Below are 20301 nucleotides of genomic sequence, written 5' to 3'. Positions count from 1 at the left end.
CTGATTCGGAAGCGATTGGGCGGAAGAATCGGGAAACTCAGGGAAATCCTTCGGTCGGCGAGGCGGCTGACGAGGCGGTCTGCGAGGCGGTCGGCGGTACGCCGAGGCTGCCGTAGCGCTCCATCCGCTGCCAGCGGAGCCGAGACCCGGCCAGGGCCGTGAAGACCGACTGGATCACGACCAGGTACATCAGCTGGCGATACACGAACTGCTGCAACGGAAGACTCCACAGCGGACCGGCCTTCTCGCCGTCCAGCCGGAACGCATACAGCCCCATGCCGAATTGCAACGCCATGAAACCGGCCCAGACCAGTCCGACCCGCCACGGGTTCAGGAAGACGAGCCCATAGAGCGCGAACACGTCCACTACCGGCGCGAGCAGCGGCAGTAGTACCTGGAAGAGAAGTAGATAGGTCAGTCCCCGTCGGCCGAGCTTGCCGGCCTGACCCCGCTGCACCCAGGCGCCACGGTGTTTCCACATCGCCTGGAGAGTGCCGTAGCACCAGCGGTAGCGCTGTCGCCACAGCGCGCCCAGGCTGGCCGGTGCCTCGGTCCAGGCGCGGGCGCGTTCCTCGTACACGACCCGCCAGCCGTCCCGGCACAGCGCCATGGTCAGGTCGGTGTCCTCCGCCAGTGTCACGTCGCTCAGTCCACCGATGCGGTCCAGCGCGCCACGCCGGAACCCGCCGACCGCGCCAGGAACAGTGGGCATGCACTCGGCGAGGTCGAACAGCCTGCGGTCCAGGTTGAAGCCGACGACGTACTCGATGTGCTGCCAGCGCCCCAGCAACCCACCACGGTTGCCGACCTTCGCGTTGCCGGACACGGCTCCGACCGCCGGGTCGGCGAACGGCTGCACCAGCATCCGGACCGCGTCGGGCTCGAAGACGGTGTCCCCGTCGACCATCACGACCAGCTCGTACGACGCTGCGCGCAGCCCGGTGTTCAGCGCGGCCGGCTTGCCCGCGTTCGCCTGCCGGATCACCCGGACGCCCGGGAGTCCCAGCGACTCGACCAGGTCGGCGGTGCCGTCGGTGGAGCCGTCGTCGACGACGATCACCTCGACCGGGTGGTCGGACGCGACCAGCGATCTGACCGCCGCCTCGATCCCGGCGGATTCGTTGTATGCCGGCACGATCACGGACACCGGCTCGGTGACGGGGTCGCCCCAGGACCAGTACCGCTCCCGCGCGTGCCGCCTGGCCGCGATGACGGTGGTGATGGCGCGCAAGACGCTCAGCGCGCCGGCGGCGTACAGGAGCCAAGTGATCACGTTGAGGGCTCCATCGCTCAACTGCATCGCACCGATGGCGGCCTCCCCACGGGCGCGCTCCAGCACACTCGCTTGGTGAACAGGCTGGGGGAGGCCGACTGCCTCGCTCACGGTGGCGAACTGGAAGTGCCGTGCCTTCAGTACCGGAATCAGCCGTTGCAGGGCGGCCAGGGTCTGGCTCCGGTCGCCGCCCGCATCGTGCATCAGCAGGACCTGGCCGGCCGCCGTCTTCGGCATCGAGTTCGCGATCACCTGGGTAGTGCCCGGGCGGCGCCAGTCCTCGCTGTCCTGGGTGGTCAGTACGGTCAGATAGCCGGCCGCCCGGGCTTGCTTGATCGCGGACCAGTCGGCGTCGGTGAGCGCGTCGGGCTCGGACGAGTACGGCGGGCGCAGGAGCGGCGTGCTGACTCCGGTCGCGCCGGCCAGGATCAGCTGGCTCTGCCGCAGCTCGAGGGACCGCCGCCAGCCCGCCGCGGTGCTCAGATTCGTGTGGGTGAAGGTGTGCACACCGATTTGGTGGCCTTCAGCAACAATTCGGCGAGCCAGTTCGGGATGGGCGGCGACCTCGGTGCCGACGACGAAGAACGTCGCCTTGATCTTCTGGGCCCGGAGCAGGTCGAGCACCTTCGGGGTCCAGGTCGGGTCAGGCCCGTCGTCGAAGGTGATCGCGATCGTCTTCGGCTTCGGCCGCAACGACCGGGGTGCGGAAGTCGTCGCGTCGATGAGGGGACCGCCGGTGGACACAGCCGCCGGTACCGCGTCGTGCGGCCCGGTCGCGACGACCGCGCCGTCCGGCTCGCTGCCGAACAGGTGATGCGTGTACCCGTTCAGCAGCAAGGAACCGGACAGGCAGACGAGCAGGATCGTCAGAACGACCCAGTGCGTCCGCAGCGGAACCTGGCGAGCTCGGCGTGCGCGGGTCACGGCTTGTTCGGGGTTTTGGTACGTCCGGGAGGCGCGGTGGGCTTCCCGTGTCCCGGCGTCTTGGTCGGCGGCCCCGGGGTGACAGATGGCGTGGTACCAGGCGTGGTGGGGGTAGTAGTCGGGCTGGTGGTGGTCGGTACGACCGGGGGAGCCGACGGTGTCGTGCTGGGCACCGGCGTGGACGCGTGCTCACCCGTTGCCGGAGTCGCCGTGCTCGTCGTCTCGGCAACAGGCCGCATCGTGTTCTGGCCGGTCTTCTGCGGCTCGCCGGGCTTCGGGGTCTCGGTACTCCGCTCCGGCGACGGCGTCACCCGATGCGCCGGCTGCTGCCGCCCAGCCTCCGGCAAGGGGATCAGCGGCGTGTCCACCCGCGGCCCACCGAGCACGCTGCTCACCAGCAGCAACACATAGCCCACCACCGGTACGGCGACCAGTGCCCCGACCCAGCGGATCCTGCGATGACGATGCCCGGACGAATCCACGAATACCGGACTCCGGGCGGGGAGCGGCTTCACAATCGCCGGATCCTACTCGCCTCCAGCGCCAATCGACACTCCGCAAGCAGATTGTCGATCTGAGTCACGACCGCAACACTCCCCGTCGCCTGCCGAGCCCGAAATCACTCGCGCGCGATCGGAAAAACCCAGCAAAACGTTACAGCTTCCGCAGGTTGTGACATGACTGTGCGGTAGCCCTGGGCACAGCCACCCTGCATCAGGCAACCTCCTCCGGCCCGGCACTTCCGGGCTCAACCGACTGGAGATCCGCCCATGTCTCGCGTCAGCCGCGTGCTGCTGCCTGTGTCCGTTGCCACCGCCTTGCTGTTGTCCGGCCTGCAAGTGCAAGCCTTCGCCGATCCGGCCAGGTCGTCGGCGCCGTCGGCCGCGGCCGACCTGCAGGGCTGGCGCAGCCAATCAGGTCAGCCGAATCCGGAGCTGAACAACGTGCTGCCCGCCGGAGTCTCCGGCAACGAGAAGATTCCGGCGCCGGTCAAGCGGGATGGCCGGCGGGTGAAGGAGCTCCCGGCCCGGCGGACGAAGACCAGCAAGATCTTCCAGTTGGCGGACGGGCGGACCGAGGCCGAGCTGTCCAGCGAGCCGATCAACTTCCAGGCTCCGGACGGCACGCTGGAGCCGATCGACACCACGGTGAAGGCGAGCCGGGCGGCCGGTTTCAGCCTCGCCAACGAGACCAACAGCTTCCGCAGCTTCTTCGGCACCAAGGCCGACGGCCTGGTCCGGTTCGATCTCGGCGGCCGCGGGTTGACCCTCGGCGCCGCGACCACCAAGGCGCTGACGCCGACCGCGACCGGTGACACGGTCACCTACCCGGACGTGTTCGGCGACGCGGATCTGGTCTACCAGGTCGGACCGGACCAGCTGAAGGAGAGCATCGTCCTGGAGTCGGCGCCGGCCGATCCGACGTACCACTTCAGCCTGAAGCTCGCCGGCGTGAAGGCGGTACCGCAGGCCGACGGCTCGATCGCCTTCCATCCGCTGAGCGGGGTCGGCGGGCCGGTGTTCACGATGCCGCGGCCGTTCATGACCGATGCGCGCGACGACGCGAGATCGCCGTACGGGAAGGCCTTCAGCGACGCGGTGACGCAGACCGTCACCCAGCGCGGCGCGAACATCGACATCACTGTGCGTGCGGATGCTGCCTGGCTGGCTGCGGCCGACCGGCAGTTCCCGGTTGTGATCGATCCGACGATCGCCATCGAGCACGCGCCGGACCAGGCGCAGGACGCGATGGTCGACTCCGGGGCGCCGACCACGAACTACGGCGGCATCACCGGCCTGTACGCCGGTACGACCGCCACGGCCAAGCGGCGGAGCCTGCTCAAATTCGACCTCTCGGCCATCCCGGCCGGTACCACCGTCGACTCCGCCCAGTTGAAGCTCTACTTCGACCAGTCCTTCGAGACCAACGACAACGCCGTCCAGTTGGAGGCCCGGCAAGTGGCCTCGGCCTGGACCGAGTCGACGGTGAACTGGAACTCGACCGCGAACACCACGCTGGGCAGCCTCGCGTACAACATGTCCTACGTCGACGACAGCTACACGTCCAAGACCTCGATGGTCGGCGCCTGGACGCAGCAGGCGTTTCTTCCTGCCGACGGCGGCGGTTACAAGTACCAGAACGACGCTGCCACCGGGTCGTCCTTCAGCTGGTACCCGGACATCACCGAGACCGGCAACTACGAGGTCTCAGCGGGTTACATCCCCGGCAGCAACCGCGCCACGAACACGCCGTACTCGGTGGTCCACGGTGGCGGCACGACCGCGTACCTGCTCGACCAGACGGTGGGCACCGACAATGTCGTGAAGGCGCTCGCCACCCTGCCGTTCACCGCGGGCGGCAGCTATCGGGCCTCGGTGGGCGACGTCGCGAACAAGGTGACGACCGCGGACACGATGCGGTTCATCAAGCGGGCGTACGACACCAAGGACGCGGGGGAGACCAGCGTCTGGCACACCTTCAGCGTCCGGTCGATGCTGCAGAGCTGGCTCGGCGGCTCGCCGAACAACGGCATGATCGTCAAGGCGACCAACGAGACGCTCGGCCAGGGCGGTCCGGTCTACCAGGCGAGCGAGTATGCGTACAACGGCTCGGACGTGCACCGGCACGCCAACCGCCCGAAGCTGATCGTCACCTTCGGCCGGCCCGGCGTCACCGTCAGCACGCCGACCACGATCGCGGCCACCGGCGCCTCGCTGAACTGGAGCGCGTACGTCGATCCGAGCACCAGCACCGCCGACGACATCGTCGAGTACCAGGTCCACCGCAGCATCTTCCAGAACTTCACGCCCACCGCTGACACCCTGGTCGCGCCGGTGGCGGTCGGTACGACGGCGTTCACCGACACCAGCGCGGAGCCCACACCGGCCGACGACACCTCCGACGAGGGCGACGGTTACTACTACATGGTCGCGGTCAAGACCAAGGACGGTGGCCTGACGCCGTCGGCGACCCAGCTCGCCCGGCTGCCGAAGGCCGGTCAGGTGGTGAAGTACTTCCAGAACTCGGCCGACTCGACGCTGTCGAGCGTCCAGTTCGCCACCAACCTCGACAAGGTCGAGGGCAACGCCTGGCTCGAGGTCGGCAACAACACCACCTACGGCAAGACCCGGGCGGTAGTGAACTTCGGCAACGTCACGTCGTCCATCCCGGCCGGCTCGACGATCCTCGACGCCAAGCTGGGACTGTGGAAGGCGCACTACGAAGGGACTGAAGCACAGCTCAACGCTCACGCCCTGACCCGCACCTTCACCGAGGCGTCGACGACCTGGCAGAAGGCCAACTCGACCACGGCGTGGACGACGGCAGGCGGCGACTTCGGTGCCGCCCTGGACTTCGTACCGGCCGGCAATGTCGGCGTACCGGATCCGACCTGGCATTGGTGGCAGGCCAAGACGGCTGTCCAGAGCTGGGTGAACACACCTGGGACCGAGCAGGGCTTCCTGCTCAAGCAAGCGATCGAGGCGACGACCGGACATGCGTTGTTCCTCAGCGCCGAGGCTGCCGAACCGCTGCTTCGCCCGCTGTTGAAGGTCACCTATCTGACGAAGACACCGGAGTCCGCGTACCACGCGCCGCAGACCCCGCAACGGCAGACGCCCGCGGCGCAGTACCCGGTCGACGTGACGATCACCAACACGCAGGCCTTCGCGCTGAAGTCCTCGGACTACGCCCTCTCGTACCACTGGGCGCTGCCGGACGGTACCGAGGTCACCTCGGCGGCGAACCGGCTGGACACCGCATTGCCGGCCGATCTGGCGCCGGGAGCCGCGGTGAAGGTGAGCGCGCAGGTGAAGAGCCCGGTCGCCGGTGACCCGAGCAACCGGCGGGAGGACTTCGTCCTCAAATGGGACCTGCGCAACAAGGTGACAGGCGGCTGGCTCTCGACCACCAGCGGCGGCGTCGGGACGCTCGACCAGAACGCTGCCGTGGAAGATCCGACCTCGGATCAGCTCGGGCTGGAGAAGTTCTACCAGTACGCGGGCAAGAACACCGGATCCGGCTCGTCGGCGATGGTCAACCTCGCCACCGGGAACGTTGCCTTCGGCTACAACGCGCTGACCAACCCGAGCCGAGGCGCCTCCACCTTCGTCCGGATGACCTACAACAGCCTGGACACCTCCGCGTCGTCGATGGGCTACGGGTGGTCGTTGTCGACCTCCACGCTGAACCGGCTCGGCTCGGCGCTGGACTTCCACCCGCGCGGCCAGAAGTGGCCGACAGACATCACGCTGACCGACGGCGACGGCACCAGCCACACGTTCGCGCTGAACAAGCACGGCACGACCGACGAGACGCAGTGGGACTACGACCACCCGAAGGGCGTGCACCTCTACCTGCAGAAGCTCGCCGACCCGCCGGACAAGAAGACCTCGGTGAACCGGGCCTGGGTGCTGACGCGGCCGGACCGGACCCAGTTCTTCTTCGACGACCAGGGGTTCCAGTCGGTCCTGCGGGACAAGAACGGCAACGAGATGCTGTTCACCTACTCCGAGCGCAAGAGCGCCAACAAGCCGGTCAAGTTCCTGGACTACATCACCGACGCGGCCGGCCGTCGGACGCTCACCCTGGACTACTTCGAGAAGGGCCAGGCGTACAGCTACATCAACGACGCCGGTGTGAAGACGGCCGCGACGAACCTGACCAACCCGAAGATCATCGACCAGGTCGAGTCCGTCACCGACATCTCCGGCCGGAAGGTGACGTTCACCTACTCGGACAAGGGCCTGATGGCCGAACTGGTGGACGGCGCGGGCGCCGCCGCGGCGAAGACGTTCAAGTTCGTCTACGACGCGACCAACACCAACAAGAACACCAAGCTGGTCCGGATCACCGACCCGCGGGGCAAGTCGACGAACCTGTCGTACTTCGCGGCGACCACCGATCCCAAGGACAAGTGGAAGCTCGAGAAGCTGACCGACCGGCTGGGCAAGACGACGACGTTCGGGTACGTCCCGGGGACGGGGTCGGTGGAGACCACCGTCACGGATGCGACGCCGCGGGCGACGAAGTACGTGACGGACAGCTTCGGCCGGCCGGTCCAGACGACCAACGCGAAGAACGAGACCACCAAGCTGACCTGGGACACCGACCACAACGTCACCCAGCTGGAGGAGGCCAACGGGGCGCGCAGTACCTGGACGTACGACCCGAAGACCGGCTTCCCGCTGACCGTCAAGGACGCCGAGGCCAACGCCAACGGCACGCCTGGCACCGTGCTGAGCTACAACGTCGGCGGCAACGGCTTCTACGGTGAACTGATCCGCAAGGTCAGTCCGGAGGGGCGGACCTGGACCTTCGGGTACGACCCGCTCGGCAACCTCACCTCGGTGACCGACCCGAAGGGCAACGCGACCCCGACGGCCGGCGACTACACCACGAAGTACTCGTACGACACGCTCGGTCAGCTCAAGACGTCGACGGACGCGAACGGCAACACGACGACGTACTCCGGCTACGACCCGACGGGCTATCCGCAGACGATCACCGACGCACTGACAAAGGCGACGAATTTCGCCTATGACGTCCGCGGCAACGTGCTGACCGTCACCGACGCGAAGGCGAAGATCAGCACCTACACCTATGACCTGTTCGGTCGCCCGCTGACGTCGAAGATCCCCAAGGACCAGGCGGCCGGCCTGTTCGTCACCACACCGGCGCCGGTGTACGACGCGAACGACAACGTCACCCAGGCAACGGCGCCGAACGGCGCCATCAGCACGAACACATACGACGACGCGGACCAGCTGATCTCCGCGAAGGCACCCAAGGACGTCTCGACCGACCCGGACCGGGAGACGAAGTACGAGTACGACGTGGTCGGCAACCTGCTCCGGCAGACCGAGCCGAAGGGTTCCCTCACACCGGACCCGGCGGACTTCGTGACGTCGTACGAGTACGACCCGGTCTACCAGTTGCTGTCGGTCACGAACGCGCAGAACGACAAGATCAGCTACGAGTACGACAACGTCGGCAACGTCGTCACGGTGATCGATCCGCGCAAGTCCAAGTCGACCGACCCGGCCGACTTCACCTCGAAGTCGACCTATGACAAGGCACACCGGCCGAAGACGGCGACCGATGCCCTGGGCAAGAGCACCTCTACCGAATACGACCGCGACAGCAATGTGATCAGCACAACTGATGCTGACGGCAACAAGACGCTGGTCACCTTGGACGAGCGCGGCAAGACCGTCCAGGTGAAGGTGCCGCACAGCAAGGACGCCGGCGGGGTGGTGACGTACCGGACCACGCAGGTGGAGTACGACCAGGTCGGCAACCAGACCAAGGTGATCAGCCCGCGGGGTGTCGAGACCACCGACGACCCGGACGACTTCGCCCAGGTGACCGTGTACGACGCGCTGAACCGGCCGAAGGAGAAGGTGTCGCCCTACGACAAGGACGACGCGCGGTACAACACGCCGGACAAGACGGTCATGACGTACGACGAGATCGGCAACGTGACCAAGGTCAGCGCGCCGGCCTCCGAAGGGCAGACGGTTCGCAACGACACGTCGTACAGCTACTTCGACAACGGCTGGGTGAAGTCCTCGACGGATCCGTGGGACATCGTCGCGGCGTACGGGTACAACGATCTGGGTCAGCAGACGGCACGGACGCTGACGAGTGCGGGTGGCTCGTCGTCTCGCACGATGGCGTGGAACTTCTACCCTGATGGGAAGCTCAAGTCCCGCAGCGACGACGGCGTACCGGTCGGGCTGGATGTCTCGCTGGTCGACAACTCCGACACCGGTGACGTGGATGTCGCCGGCACGTGGGCGTTGTCGTCGACAGGTACTGGTTTCCAGGGCACGAACTACCGGACTCACGCCGCGGCGACCGGCAGCACCGACAAGCACACCTGGAAGCTGAACGTTCCTGCTGACGGCAAGTACACGGTGTATGTCCGGTACCCGTCGGTGACGGGCGCGTCGACGGCAGCGCCGTACGCGGTCAGCACTGGAGCAGCCGGATCGACGCCGGTGAGCAAGCCGGTCAACCAGACGACCGGTGCCGGTACCTGGGTGAGCCTTGGCCAGTTCACCTTCGCGGAGGCGACTACCGGCTCGGTGTCCCTGGTCCCGGCCACTACCGGCACGGTGGTCGCCGACGCGGTGAAGGTGGTTCGCGACAACACCGGTGAGATCGACGCGGAGAAGAAGGACTTCGCCTACACCTACGACACCAACGGCAACCTGCTGCAGATCACCGACACGCAGCCGGGCGCGAAGGTCAGCGACTATGTAGTCGGCTACAACGGGCTGAACCAGGTGGCGAAGGTCGAGGAGAAGAAGGGCACGGCGCTCCTCAAGACCACGACGTATACCTACAACGAGAACGGCGCACCCGTCACGCGGGTGTTCGACGACGCGGCCGACAAGGACGACCAGTTCTCGTCGTACACCTACGACGCCCGCGACCTGGTCAACCAGGTGAAGAACGGCAAGTCCGCCACGGACGCGGCGCCGAAGATCTCCGGCTACACCTACACGTCCCGCGGTGAGACCGACGTAGAGACCAAAGCCAACGGCAACACGGTCGACTCCGACTACTACCTTGACGGCCTGGTCGCCTCCCAGCTCGAGAAGAAGTCGAACGGCACGCTGGTCTCGCAGCACGCGATGGAGTACTCGCCGAACGGCGACCGGATCAAGGACACCGCGAAGGTACAGAACGCCGACGACCACTCGGCGTACCTGGACAACGTCTTCGCCTACACCTTCGACCCCCTGGACCGAATCGCCAAGGTAGAAAAGAAAGACGCCACCGGCTCAACCGTCCAGTCCACCGAGTCCTACACCCACGACCCAGCCGGCAACGTCGTAGCCCAAACGGTCAAGGACGTCTCGACCAACTACACCTACGACCGCAACCGCCTGCTCACCTCGACGACGGCCGGCACGACAGCGTCGTACACCTACGACCCCTTCGGCCGCCTCTCCCAGGTCTCGTCCGCCGGCACCGTGATCGAACGCAACACCTACGACGGCTACGACCACATCATCAAACACCGCCAACTCCAGCAGGACGGCACCACCAAGACCACTCAGACCACCTTCGACGCCCTGGACCGCACCAGCTCCAAGGTCGAAGGCACGAAAACCACCAACTACTCGTACCTGGGCCTGTCCGGCGAAGTCCTCTCCGAAGAGGTAGCCGGCCAACTCACCGCCTCCTACCAGTACTCCCCGTGGGGTTCCCGCCTCTCCCAGGTCAAATTCAAAGCAGACGGCACCTCGGAAGACTCGTACTACGGCTACAACCCGCACTCCGACGTGGAGACGCTAACCACCGAGGGCGGCGACACCCGCTCCACCTACGGCTACACCGCCTACGGCAAAAACGACGACGACCGCTTCACCGGTGCAGACAAACCAGAAGCCCAAAACCCAGGCAAAGACCCCTACAACGTCTACCGCTTCAACGCAAAACGCTGGGACCAGTCGTCGGAGTCCTACGACATGGGCTTCCGCAACTACTCACCCGGCCTCAACCGATTCCTCACCCGGGACGCCTACAACGGCGCCCTGTCTGACCTCAACCTGACCACCGACCCCTGGAACGCAAACCGCTACGCCTTCGGCGGCGGCAACCCCATCAGCCGCATCGAGATCGACGGTCACCTCAACCGCGAGGAATCCTACGGCGGCGGCAAGTACGGAGCAGTCCTCGAGCTCTGCCCGGACTGCCAGATCAAGCTGAACCCCAACGGCGGAGATCCGATCGTCGTCGGCACACCTCCCAAGGACCCAACCGGCAAGATCGCAAAGGATCTCGGACACATCGGCCTCGACGTCATCGGGCTTGCTCCTGGTGCCGGCGAGTACGCCGACGGCGCGAACTGCGCGTGGTACGGCGCGGAGGGCGACACCTTCAATGCTGCGGCGAGCTGCCTCGGGGCAGTGCCGTTCGGTGGTTGGGGCGCGACGTTCGCGAAGTGGGGACGGGCGTTCAAGGGTGGCGAGGAGACCGAAAGCGTATGGAAGCTGCACTTCAAGGAGCGCGGACTCAAGATCGAGGACCAGCTTGGCGGAAACCTGCCCCCCAACTTCCCGACCATCGACAAGTTCGTCGACGGTGTGGCGACAAGTATCAAGAGCATTGACACGACGGCGGCGACGTACCAGAAGCCGAGCGCCCTCCGGTCGAAGCTCAAGGGGTATGTCAACTCGGTCGCGAACTTCCAGGGGGCGACCCACGGGGGCTTCCCGATCGAGCCGCAGGACATCGTCGACCGCCAACTCGACCTTGCCGTACCGGCCGGTGGTCTCAGTGACCAGCAGCTCGATATCATCCAAGAGGTTATGGGCTACGGCATGTCAAAGGGTGTAACCGTCAACCTTTGGAGTATCTGAATGCAGCGACAGATGGCGGCGGTGTACGAGAGCGAAGGCCGCTTCCTCGTCCATACGTACATGCGAGTTCCAGCTGGGATGTGGGTAAGCCGGGGGCCCTACGAGGTACTTCAAGGCGCTGAGGCGGGGGTGGAGAAGCTGGGCGACGTAGTCAGATCGGCGCTCGACCGGAGCGGCCCTCTGAACGAAGCTGTCGACACCAGGAAGGCACAGGACGGCGAGCTGATCCGGGCCGCTGGCTTCAAGTCACGGAAACAGTTCGTTGCTGCCACGGCGATGTGCAGCGTGCGGTGTGATGACGGGTCGACCGTGATTGTTCGAGGGTCCACCAAGGCGGTCAAGGGATCGAGCTGGATTCCCGATCCTGACGCGATTGAGGTGAAGCTCACGAACACGACGGAATTGGCCGAGGTCATCAGGGCACTCTTGCTCAGGTAGATGCCTGCTTCCGGCAACCAGCGGCGCTTGCTATCCATGGGGGAATCGGATGCTGTAGCGGCGAATGTACCGCCCGGCAGCTACCCGGTTTCTCTCCTGGTGTCGGTCTGGCGTCAGCCGCCCGCTTCCGGTGTTCTTCCGCGGAGCAACGTATGCGCCTCCAAAGGTCGTATCTCGAATGATCCGGTGATTCAATGGAGGCCCGCTTTTCCGTCGGAATCCGGTCAAAGCGCGGCACTTGGCTTCGCGGTGGACAGTGGAACGGCGAGCTTCTTCGACTTTTCCGCGAAAGATTGGCTTACCGCTGCGCGAGCTTTATCATAATCGAAGATCAAGCCACCGGGACCAATGCCATCATCTACGAATGCGGCATGGGCGACGGAGCCTATGAAGTCTGGCTCGGGCTGAATGCCGATGGGCAGGTCGCGGAGATTTTCGTCGATTTGGAGCTGCTGTCCCGCAGTACCGGCACCGTGTCCTGAGATTCATGGCCGAACGGTTCGCCCTGGAACCGGATGTGGAGGTAGCTGATGGCCGGCTTGCTGACCTCGGTTGACCTGCCCGACGGCTTCGAGTATCCCCCGCAGTTCATTCGGGTCGTGGAGCTTGGGCTGACTGACCTGGAGCCGTGGCGTATCGTCCAAGGCGAAGAACTTGCCCTGCTGCTTGACGGTCTGGGCAAGCGTTACCCGACCCGGACGCTGGTCCCGTTCGCTCGCCGGATCGACGACGACGACGTCGCGTGCTGGGACGTCGATCGATCCGGCCGGGTGTCGATCATCCACGACTTCGCGTCACCGGGCTGGGAACAGCAGGCACAGTTCGACGACTTCTACGCGTGGCTCCGTCAGGCGGTGGAGGATTTGATTGAGTACGACTGACGCTGCTCTGAGCCGGCTGGATGCTCAGGTGAGAGTGTGCTGCCGGTGATTACGTTCGATCGACTGCCGGCGCTTCTGGTCGAGTGGTTTCCGGCTGCGGAGGAGCGGGTTGGCACTCTCATTCGGGAGCGACCGGGTGAAGGTGCGGTGTTGACCTTCGGAATTGTCTCGGAATGCTTTTGGTGGGATATCTTCGAGCCAGCGCTTCGTGTGCGCAGAGTACCTGTGATTAGGCGATGCCTGCAGCTCACTGAACTTCTCCTCGAGGAAGGCGACTCGGTAATCCAGGACGCAGTGGGGATAAGGGTCCTGGATTACCTGTTCGATCCGTCCTGGCAAGAAGTGGTCCGCCAATATTCCGGCCCCAGAGTGCGAAGAATCCTCAGCGCCCCAAACGCCTCGTGAGCTCCACGGTGGCGTCGCTGGGTGTGCCGCGGGCTACAGGGCCTACGGCAAGAATGACGACCGCTTCAGCGGTCCTTTCGTTGTGTCGTTCAAATAGGCACGGTCGCGGGATGTGCCACAGCTGATGATTAAGGCAGGAGGAACCGCATGCAAGGTGTTCGTCTCGGCACTCAGGTGAGGGCCGCCGCCAGCGCCCGTGGTGTGCTGGGTGGTGGCGCTGTTGTGGGGGCTGTGCTGGCGCTTGCGGTGGGGTTCTTGATGCCCTTGGAGAAGTACTCCTGGATGGGGTCTTCCGAGCTTGCGGGGATCGTGGATCCGGATGCGTTGCTGGTGGCCACTTTGTTGTCGGTGGTCGGTATGGTTCTGGCCGTGGTTGCGATCAGACTGTCGCAGCGAGGCCGGCTCCTTCCCGGCGTGGTGTTTGCCCTGTCTCTACTGCTGTTCGGCCGACTGATGTATGTATATGTCTTCACTCCGGAATTGATCTGGCACCAGTGACAGAGCTGAGAAGTGCGGAGGAGCTGCCGGGGTATCTGGTGCAGCTGCTGCCGGAGTCGGCGGCGGCTGTCGAGGAGGTTCGGCGCAACTACCAGGATGATCCGGCGATCCGAGGTGCTGGAGGCGATGCTCTCGTGTCCTGAGCAGGACGTCCGGGACGCTGCGTCCATCCGGGTCACGCCGTACCTGCTCACCTCCCGCTGGTGGTCGTGGGTCTGCCGGTACGCCGGTCCCGCGACGCGCGCCGATCTGCGGGAGGCGATTGAGTCCGCGGACGACGAGATGCTCTGGCGTTGGTACCGGTCGATGGAGGAGATCCTGGCGAGCCCGGATGACGAGCTGAGAGACGCGGTACTGCACGTGATCCCCCAGGGCTGCGTGGGATACGGCAGCGGATGCGAAGGCGAGCCAGTCGAGGGCGGGCTGCTCCAGCTCGCCCGATGAGATCGGCGCGGTGGTCGCGGGAGCCTTCGCGGAGTTGGCTCGGGACACGTCAGCGGTGACGCACCAGCTGGACGAGTTCCTGGAGTTCGTGGGCGGGGTGGACTGGCGGACGCTCTATACCGGGTCCGTCATCGTGGTGCTGGAAATGATGCTGGTCGACGGCTCCGTCCACGTTCACGCCCACAGAGGTGAGCAGCGCGGGGATGTATTCGTCAGGCAGCCGATCGAGCCGTGGACCACGGCGTACCTGGATTCGCCGGCCGATCTCGGCGCCACGGTACTGGCGGCCCTGCACCGCTCATCCACAACCGGCTGGAGCGGCCCGTACCCGGATTGAGGTGCTCGCCCGCGGGGTGTCCTGCAACGACTAGCCGAGATTGGACTCGGCTATCACCTTGTTGATGGTGATGTGGACCGCGGTGAAGCCTTGTTCTGTGAAGGTTTCGGCGAGGGCGTCCGCGGGGTGGGTGGGGTAGTAGCGGTCGGCGATGCCGGTGGCGACAGACTTGATCTGGGCGGGGTCGGTGGAGATTCGTGCGTGGCCTTCGAGGGTGACGAAGCTGTAGGGCTGCTGGTCGTCGCTGATGCAGGCGGCGATCCGGGAGTCGCGGTCGAGGAGTTGGCCTTTGACGCTGCCGGGGGAGAGGGCGAAGGCGAGTTCGTCGCCGTCGAGGACGAAGCAGATCGGGGTGACGTGCGGGCGGCCGTCGGGGCGGGCCAGGGCTACGTGGGCGAGCTTGGTGCCGGCGGTGACGAAGGATCGCCATTCGGTCTCGGTCATTGTGGTCATCGGTGTGCTCCTTTGCGCTGAGTCTCTTGGGGACGACGCTAGGGGAGCTCGGTGATCGTGAAAAGCGATGATTGATGATCAAAATGATCGTCTTCAGTTATGGTAATGAGGGTGATCGACGTCGAGTTGCGGCACCTGCGGGCGATGGCTGCCATCGCCGAGGAAGGGACGTTCGGGCGGGCGGCCGTCCGGCTCGGGTATACCCAGTCGTCGGTGAGTCAGCAGATCGCGGCGCTGGAGCGGGCGCTGGGTGGAGCTGTTTTCGATCGGCCGGGTGGGCCGCGGGCGGTGCGGTTGACTCCGCTCGGCGAGGTGGTGCTGAGTCACGGGCGCGAGTTGCTGACGAGGTCGGAGGCGCTGGCTGATGCGGTCGATCGGTTCCGGGCGGGGAGCGGGCGGATCGACATCGGCACCTTTCAGAGCGTGTCGAATCTGATCCTGCCGGCGGTGGTGCGTCAGTTGCTGGATGAGCATCCGGGCTGCGACATCAGGCTGTCCGAGGTCGAGCCCGAGGGTCCGAAGATCGGGGATCTTGATCTGCTGTTCCACGACGGCCGGATCGAGGGCGACGTCGAGCACGTGAAGCTGCTCGACGAGCCGTACCTGCTGGTGGCCGGGCGCGGTCAGTTTCCCGATGGTCCGGTACGGGTGGAACTGCTCGACGGAGCGCCGATGGTCGGGTGGCCGCGCACCTTTCATCAGCGCTGGTTGGAGCGGACGCTCGCGGAGTACGGCGCGCGGCCGCGGATCGTGTTCCGTACCGGCGGCCACGAAACCATCTTGTCGATGGTCCGTGCGGGGATCGGCTCAGCGGTACTCCCGTGGCTGGCCCTGCATGGATCCGACGCGGCATCCGATGATCGGCTCAGCATCCACCAGTTGGAGCCCGCGCCATCCCGCGAGATGTTCCTGCACTGGCCCGCCGAACGCACCCACTCGCCCCTCGCGACCCGAGCCATCGAAATCGCCGTCGAAGCAGCCGGCGACCTCGCCGCCCAGATCTGACCTCAGGGACTGGCTCACCTGATCCGGCAGCTGGGAAACGAGCCGTAGGAGGGAGTGGGTGCACTCAGCTCAGTTCGGGTGCCGTGATGTGGGTGACCGCCGCGGTGAGGGTTTCGCGGGTTTTGGCGGAGAGGCCGGTGGTGAGGGCTTCTACCCGCTCGGTGAAGGCGGTGTGGGCCTCGGCCGCGAGGGCGTGGCCGCCGGGGGTGAGGGCGATCTGGCTGGCGCGACGGTCGGTGGGGTGCGGGTTGCGGGCCAGCAGCGAGCGGCGCTCGAGGCGGTCGACCATGCTGGTCAGGCTGGAGCGCTCGATGGACATGATGCGGCTCAGGTCGGTCATGCCCTGCGGGCCCGCGAGCAGCACGCACAGTAGGTGGGCTTGCTGAGGGGTGAGGCCCAGTGGGCGGCTCGTTTCGGCGTACAGGTCCTGGAGGACGTGCATCAGCTGCACCAGGGAGCCGACCAGCTCCGTGTGCCTCGTTGTCGTCGTCGCCACCCCACCACTGTAGTCCGACCTGCGGACAGTTTGGGGTTCCGATAGTTAGGAGGGCTAGTATTTAGGTGTTCGAACTACTTTGGAGGCAGTTGATGAACGTGCGCTTCGGCTACGGATCTCCCGACCACATCCGCGAGTTCCCGGAGATCCTCCGGCTGGCCGAGCAGGCGGACCGGGATGGGCTCGACCTCTTCTCGCTCTCGGACCACCCCTACCTGCCCAATCTGCTCGACCCGTACGCGACGCTCGCCTTCGTACTCGGCCGGACGACCCGCATCGCCGGGCTTGCCAACGTCACCAACCTGCCGCTCCGCCCGGCGCCGGTGCTCGCGCGCACGGCATCCTCGCTGACCGCCATCTCCGGCGGCCGGTTCGTTCTCGGCCTGGGCGCGGGCGGCGCGTGGGACAAGATCGCGACGATGGGCGTGCCCAAGGTCCGCCCGGCCGAGGCGGTGGAGGCGTTCGAGCAGGCGATGATCCTGGTCCGCAAGCTCTCCGGCGGCGGTCCTGCCGTCACCGACCCGTACTACGGCGTGACCGCACTCGCCCCCTCCCAGGTACCGGCGCCGCCGATCTGGACCGGCTCCAACGGACCCAAGTCGCTGGCTGCGACCGGCCGCCAAGCGGACGGCTGGATCCCCGGCCACGCGGCCGATTGGCTCAGTGAGGCCTACCGCCAGGCCCGCCCGATCATCGACGAGGCGGCCCTGTCGGTCGGCCGCAAACCCTCCGACGTGGCCACCATCTACAACTTCCCCGGCCGGATCACGGCCCAGCCGCTCGACCGCGTCCGCGACGAGGACGGCCGCTGGATCGGAGGCTCGCCGGCTCAATGGGTGGAGGAGCTGACCTCGGCCGTACTGGAGCACGGCGCGGCCGGCTTCGTCCTCTTCCCGCGAGGCTCCGACCCCTTCGAAACCACCCTCAGCCGCTGGTCCCAAGAGGTCGCCCCGGCAGTCCGAGCAGCCATCGGCTAGGCGGCATACCAGCACTGTCAGCCTCGGGGGCGACCCCTTGAGGTGGTTCAGGTCCAGTCGACGGAGAAGAACTGGGTTTCCTGGAATTCGTGGAGGCCGTCTCGGGCTCCTTCGCGGCCCAGGCCGCTTTGTTTGAGGCCGCCGAAGGGGGCGGCCGGGTCGGAGACGACGCCGCGGTTGACGCCGACCATGCCGGCCTCGATCGACTCGGCGATTCGCAGCGCGTCCTGGAGCCGGCCGGCGTAGACGTAGCCGGCCAGGCCGTACTCGGAATCGTTGACCTGGGCAAGCATCTCCTGCTCGCCGCGCCAGCTGATGACCGGCGCGACCGGGCCGAAGATCTCCTCGCGGACGATCCGGGAGCCGGGCTCGACGTCGACGAGCAGGGTCGCGGGGTAGTACCAGCCCTCGGCCGGTACCGGGCCGGTGTTGGTGATCCGCGCACCGTTGGCGACGGCCTCGTCGACGAGTCCGCTGACACCGGTGACGGCCTTCGCGCTGATCAGCGGGGCGATCTCGAGCTTGTCGATCGCCGCGCCGAACCGCGCCACGAAGTCGTCGAGGACGTCCGCGTGGACGAAGAAGCGGTTCGCCGCCGTGCAGGCCTGGCCGCCGTTGCGGAACTTCGCGATCATCGCGCCCGCGACGGCGGCGTCGAGGTCCGCGTCGGCGGTGACGACGAAGGGCGCGTTGCCGCCGAGTTCCATGCTGGTGTTGAGAACGCGGTCGGCTGCCTGCCTGAGCAGGGTGTGGCCGACCCGGGTCGAGCCGGTGAAGGAGAGCTTGCGGACGCGGTCGTCCTCCAGCCAAGTGGTGACGACTTCGGCGGGGGAGTCGGTCGTCACGACGTTCACCACACCTTCGGGTACGCCGGCCGCGGTCAGCAGGTCGGCGATCGCCAGGGCGGTCAGCGGGGTCTCGGAGGCAGGCTTCAGGACGACCGTGCAGCCGGCGGCGAGGGCGGGAGCGATCTTGCGGGTTGCCATCGCCGCCGGAAAGTTCCAGGGCGTGACGAGTGCCGCGATGCCGACCGGCCGGTGGGTCACGATCGTACGGGTGCCACCGGCGGGGGAGGAGCCGTAGCTGCCGTCGGTGCGGACGGCCTCCTCGGAGAACCAGCGGAAGAACTCGGCGGAGTAGGCGACCTCGGCTCTGGCGTCCGCTTCGGATTTGCCGTTCTCGGCTGTGATCAGGGATGCCAGGCGGTCGGTGTCAGCGATGATGAGTTCGTAGGCTTTTCGGAGTACCTCGGCTCTGACCCTCGGCGCGGTGGCGGCCCAGTCCGGGAAGGCCTTCGCGGCGGCGTCGACGGCTGCGGTCGCGTCGGCGGCGGTACCGTTCGGCACCTCGGCGATGATTGCCTCGGTGGTGGGGTTGTAGACGGCAAAGGACGTCACCGGGATTCCTCCAGAACTGTGTCGAGCAGGTCGAGGCCTTCGACGAGCAGGTGGTCAGGGATCGACAGTGGCGGCAGGAAGCGCAGTACGTTGCCGAACGTCCCGCAGGTCAGCACGATGAGCCCCTGCGCATGAGCGGCCGCCGCGACCCGGCGCGTCAGGTCGGCATCGGGTGCGGTTGTTCCCGGTACTACGAGTTCGACCGCGAGCATCGCGCCTCGGCCGCGTACGTCGCCGATCCGGTCGTCGCCTGCCTGGGTCTTCCTGAGGTGTTCGGTCATCAGGTCGCCGATGGCGCGGGCTCGTGCCACCAGTCCATCGGTCTCGATCAACTCGATCACCGCGAGCGCGGCAGCGCAGGCGAGCGGGTTGCCGCCGTAGGTCCCGCCGAGGCCACCGACGTGAGGAGCGTCCATGATCTCGGCGCGACCGGTCACGGCCGACAACGGCAGCCCGCCCGCGATGCCCTTCGCGGTCACGATCAGGTCGGGTACGACCCCCTCGTGCTCACACGCGAACAGGTCGCCGGTCCGGGCGAACCCGGTCTGCACCTCGTCAGCGACGAACACCACGTCGTGGTCCCGGCACCACGCCGCCAGCGCCGGAAGGAAACCAGGTGCCGGTACGACGAAGCCGCCCTCGCCCTGGATCGGTTCGATCACCACGGCCGCGAGGTTCTCGCTGCCGACCTGCTTCTCGATCACCTCGATCGCCCGCCGCGCCGCTGCCGGCCCATCGGTGCCGCGGTCGGTGCCCTGATCGCGGAAGGGGTACGACATGGGTGCGCGGTACACCTCGCCGGCGAAGGGGCCGAAGCCGCTCTTGTACGGCTGGTTCTTCGCGGTCATCGCCATCGTCAGGTTGGTCCGGCCGTGGTAGGCGTGGTCGAAGGCGACCACGGCCTGCTTGCCGGTGTACGCGCGGGCGATCTTCACCGCGTTCTCGACTGCTTCCGCGCCTGAGTTGAAGAGAGCTGTTCGCTTGGCGTGGTCACCGGGGGTGATCCGGTTGAGTGCCTCTGCGACGCGGATGTAGCCGTCGTACGGGGTGACCATGAAGCAGGTGTGGGTGAAGGCGGCCAGTTGGTCCTGGACCGCGGTGACCAGGGCAGGCGCGCTGTTGCCGACGGTGGTGACGGCGATGCCGGAGCCGAAGTCGATCAGCGAGTTGCCGTCCACGTCGACCACCACGCCGCCACCCGCTGCGGCGGCGTAGACGGGCATGATCGTCCCGATGCCCTGGGGCACGGCGGCCGTCTTCCGGCTCTGCAGGTCGCGGGAGCGCGGACCTGGGATGGCCGTGAGTAGGCGACGTTCCTGGGGGAGCGATGGGCCCCCGGTGGGTGGGTTCGGCATGGTCACCACGGTGCGGCCTGGGATGGGTAGGAAGCGACGGCTTA

17 protein-coding genes are annotated in these 20301 nt (G+C 66.5%); 11 read left to right on the top strand and 6 right to left on the bottom strand.

Annotated features, from left to right (window positions below):
* Positions 1 to 37 precede the first annotated feature (37 nt).
* Positions 38 to 2197, bottom strand: a complete 2160-nt coding sequence (locus ACIA12_RS13705; protein WP_396367290.1) for a bifunctional polysaccharide deacetylase/glycosyltransferase family 2 protein — start codon at positions 2195 to 2197, stop codon at positions 38 to 40.
* On the bottom strand, positions 2194 to 2679 hold the full coding sequence (locus ACIA12_RS13700; protein WP_396367289.1) for a hypothetical protein: 486 nt from the start codon (positions 2677 to 2679) through the stop codon (positions 2194 to 2196). The genes ACIA12_RS13705 and ACIA12_RS13700 overlap by 4 nt, the downstream gene beginning before the upstream one ends.
* 288 nt (positions 2680 to 2967) lie before the next feature.
* On the opposite strand from ACIA12_RS13700, the gene ACIA12_RS13695 reads away from it, so the two are divergent.
* The 9 genes from ACIA12_RS13695 to ACIA12_RS13655 all read left to right on the top strand — a co-directional run bounded on the left by ACIA12_RS13695 (position 2968) and on the right by ACIA12_RS13655 (position 14574).
* Entirely contained in the window at positions 2968 to 11571 is an 8604-nt protein-coding gene (locus ACIA12_RS13695) for a DNRLRE domain-containing protein (protein ID WP_396367288.1), read from the top strand.
* On the top strand, positions 11572 to 12009 hold the full coding sequence (locus ACIA12_RS13690) for a hypothetical protein (RefSeq protein ID WP_396367287.1): 438 nt from the start codon (positions 11572 to 11574) through the stop codon (positions 12007 to 12009).
* Entirely contained in the window at positions 12010 to 12333 is a 324-nt protein-coding gene (locus ACIA12_RS13685; protein WP_396367286.1) for a DUF4241 domain-containing protein, read from the top strand.
* Positions 12303 to 12491, top strand: coding sequence for a DUF4241 domain-containing protein (locus ACIA12_RS13680; RefSeq protein WP_396367285.1), 189 nt, complete (start codon positions 12303 to 12305; stop codon positions 12489 to 12491). Before ACIA12_RS13685 ends, ACIA12_RS13680 begins: the two co-directional genes overlap by 31 nt.
* A gap of 48 nt (positions 12492 to 12539) precedes the next feature.
* Positions 12540 to 12890 carry a hypothetical protein gene (locus ACIA12_RS13675; RefSeq protein ID WP_396367284.1) on the top strand — a complete coding sequence of 117 codons (351 nt, stop codon included), beginning with the start codon at positions 12540 to 12542 and terminating at the stop codon, positions 12888 to 12890.
* 552 nt (positions 12891 to 13442) lie between these two features.
* Positions 13443 to 13793 carry a hypothetical protein gene (locus ACIA12_RS13670; RefSeq protein WP_396367283.1) on the top strand — a complete coding sequence of 117 codons (351 nt, stop codon included), beginning with the start codon at positions 13443 to 13445 and terminating at the stop codon, positions 13791 to 13793.
* A complete protein-coding gene (locus tag ACIA12_RS13665) occupies positions 13790 to 13936 on the top strand; it encodes a hypothetical protein (RefSeq protein WP_396367282.1) in 147 nt (48 codons plus the stop codon). Before ACIA12_RS13670 ends, ACIA12_RS13665 begins: the two co-directional genes overlap by 4 nt.
* The gene (locus ACIA12_RS13660) at positions 13920 to 14237 is read left to right on the top strand and encodes a hypothetical protein (protein WP_396367281.1); all 318 of its coding nucleotides are present in this window, start codon (positions 13920 to 13922) and stop codon (positions 14235 to 14237) included. Before ACIA12_RS13665 ends, ACIA12_RS13660 begins: the two co-directional genes overlap by 17 nt.
* A gap of 10 nt (positions 14238 to 14247) precedes the next feature.
* Positions 14248 to 14574 carry a hypothetical protein gene (locus tag ACIA12_RS13655; RefSeq protein WP_396367280.1) on the top strand — a complete coding sequence of 109 codons (327 nt, stop codon included), beginning with the start codon at positions 14248 to 14250 and terminating at the stop codon, positions 14572 to 14574.
* 30 nt (positions 14575 to 14604) lie between these two features.
* On the opposite strand, the gene ACIA12_RS13650 is transcribed toward ACIA12_RS13655, so the two are convergent.
* On the bottom strand, positions 14605 to 15027 hold the full coding sequence (locus ACIA12_RS13650; RefSeq protein WP_396367279.1) for a PPOX class F420-dependent oxidoreductase: 423 nt from the start codon (positions 15025 to 15027) through the stop codon (positions 14605 to 14607).
* A 105-nt stretch (positions 15028 to 15132) separates the two neighbouring features.
* Here ACIA12_RS13650 and ACIA12_RS13645 point away from each other — a divergent pair, with 105 nt between their 5' ends.
* Complete coding sequence (locus tag ACIA12_RS13645; protein ID WP_396367278.1) at positions 15133 to 16032, top strand: LysR family transcriptional regulator; 900 nt, start codon at positions 15133 to 15135, stop codon at positions 16030 to 16032.
* A gap of 64 nt (positions 16033 to 16096) precedes the next feature.
* Here the strand turns inward: ACIA12_RS13645 and ACIA12_RS13640 are convergent, their stop codons facing one another.
* Positions 16097 to 16528, bottom strand: coding sequence for a MarR family winged helix-turn-helix transcriptional regulator (locus ACIA12_RS13640; RefSeq protein WP_396367277.1), 432 nt, complete (start codon positions 16526 to 16528; stop codon positions 16097 to 16099).
* 92 nt (positions 16529 to 16620) lie between these two features.
* Here ACIA12_RS13640 and ACIA12_RS13635 point away from each other — a divergent pair, with 92 nt between their 5' ends.
* Entirely contained in the window at positions 16621 to 17505 is an 885-nt protein-coding gene (locus ACIA12_RS13635) for an LLM class flavin-dependent oxidoreductase (protein ID WP_396367276.1), read from the top strand.
* A gap of 47 nt (positions 17506 to 17552) precedes the next feature.
* Here the strand turns inward: ACIA12_RS13635 and ACIA12_RS13630 are convergent, their stop codons facing one another.
* Positions 17553 to 18902, bottom strand: a complete 1350-nt coding sequence (locus tag ACIA12_RS13630; RefSeq protein ID WP_396367275.1) for an NAD-dependent succinate-semialdehyde dehydrogenase — start codon at positions 18900 to 18902, stop codon at positions 17553 to 17555.
* Entirely contained in the window at positions 18899 to 20257 is a 1359-nt protein-coding gene (gene gabT, locus ACIA12_RS13625; RefSeq protein ID WP_396367274.1) for a 4-aminobutyrate--2-oxoglutarate transaminase, read from the bottom strand. Before gabT ends, ACIA12_RS13630 begins: the two co-directional genes overlap by 4 nt.
* Between the last annotated feature and the right edge of the window lie 44 nt (positions 20258 to 20301).

Source organism: Kribbella sp. NPDC051620 (assembly GCF_044453825.1).
Lineage (GTDB): Bacteria > Actinomycetota > Actinomycetes > Propionibacteriales > Kribbellaceae > Kribbella.
Note: the sequence above shows the minus strand (reverse complement) of the source record. Positions and strands in the feature narration are given on the sequence as shown.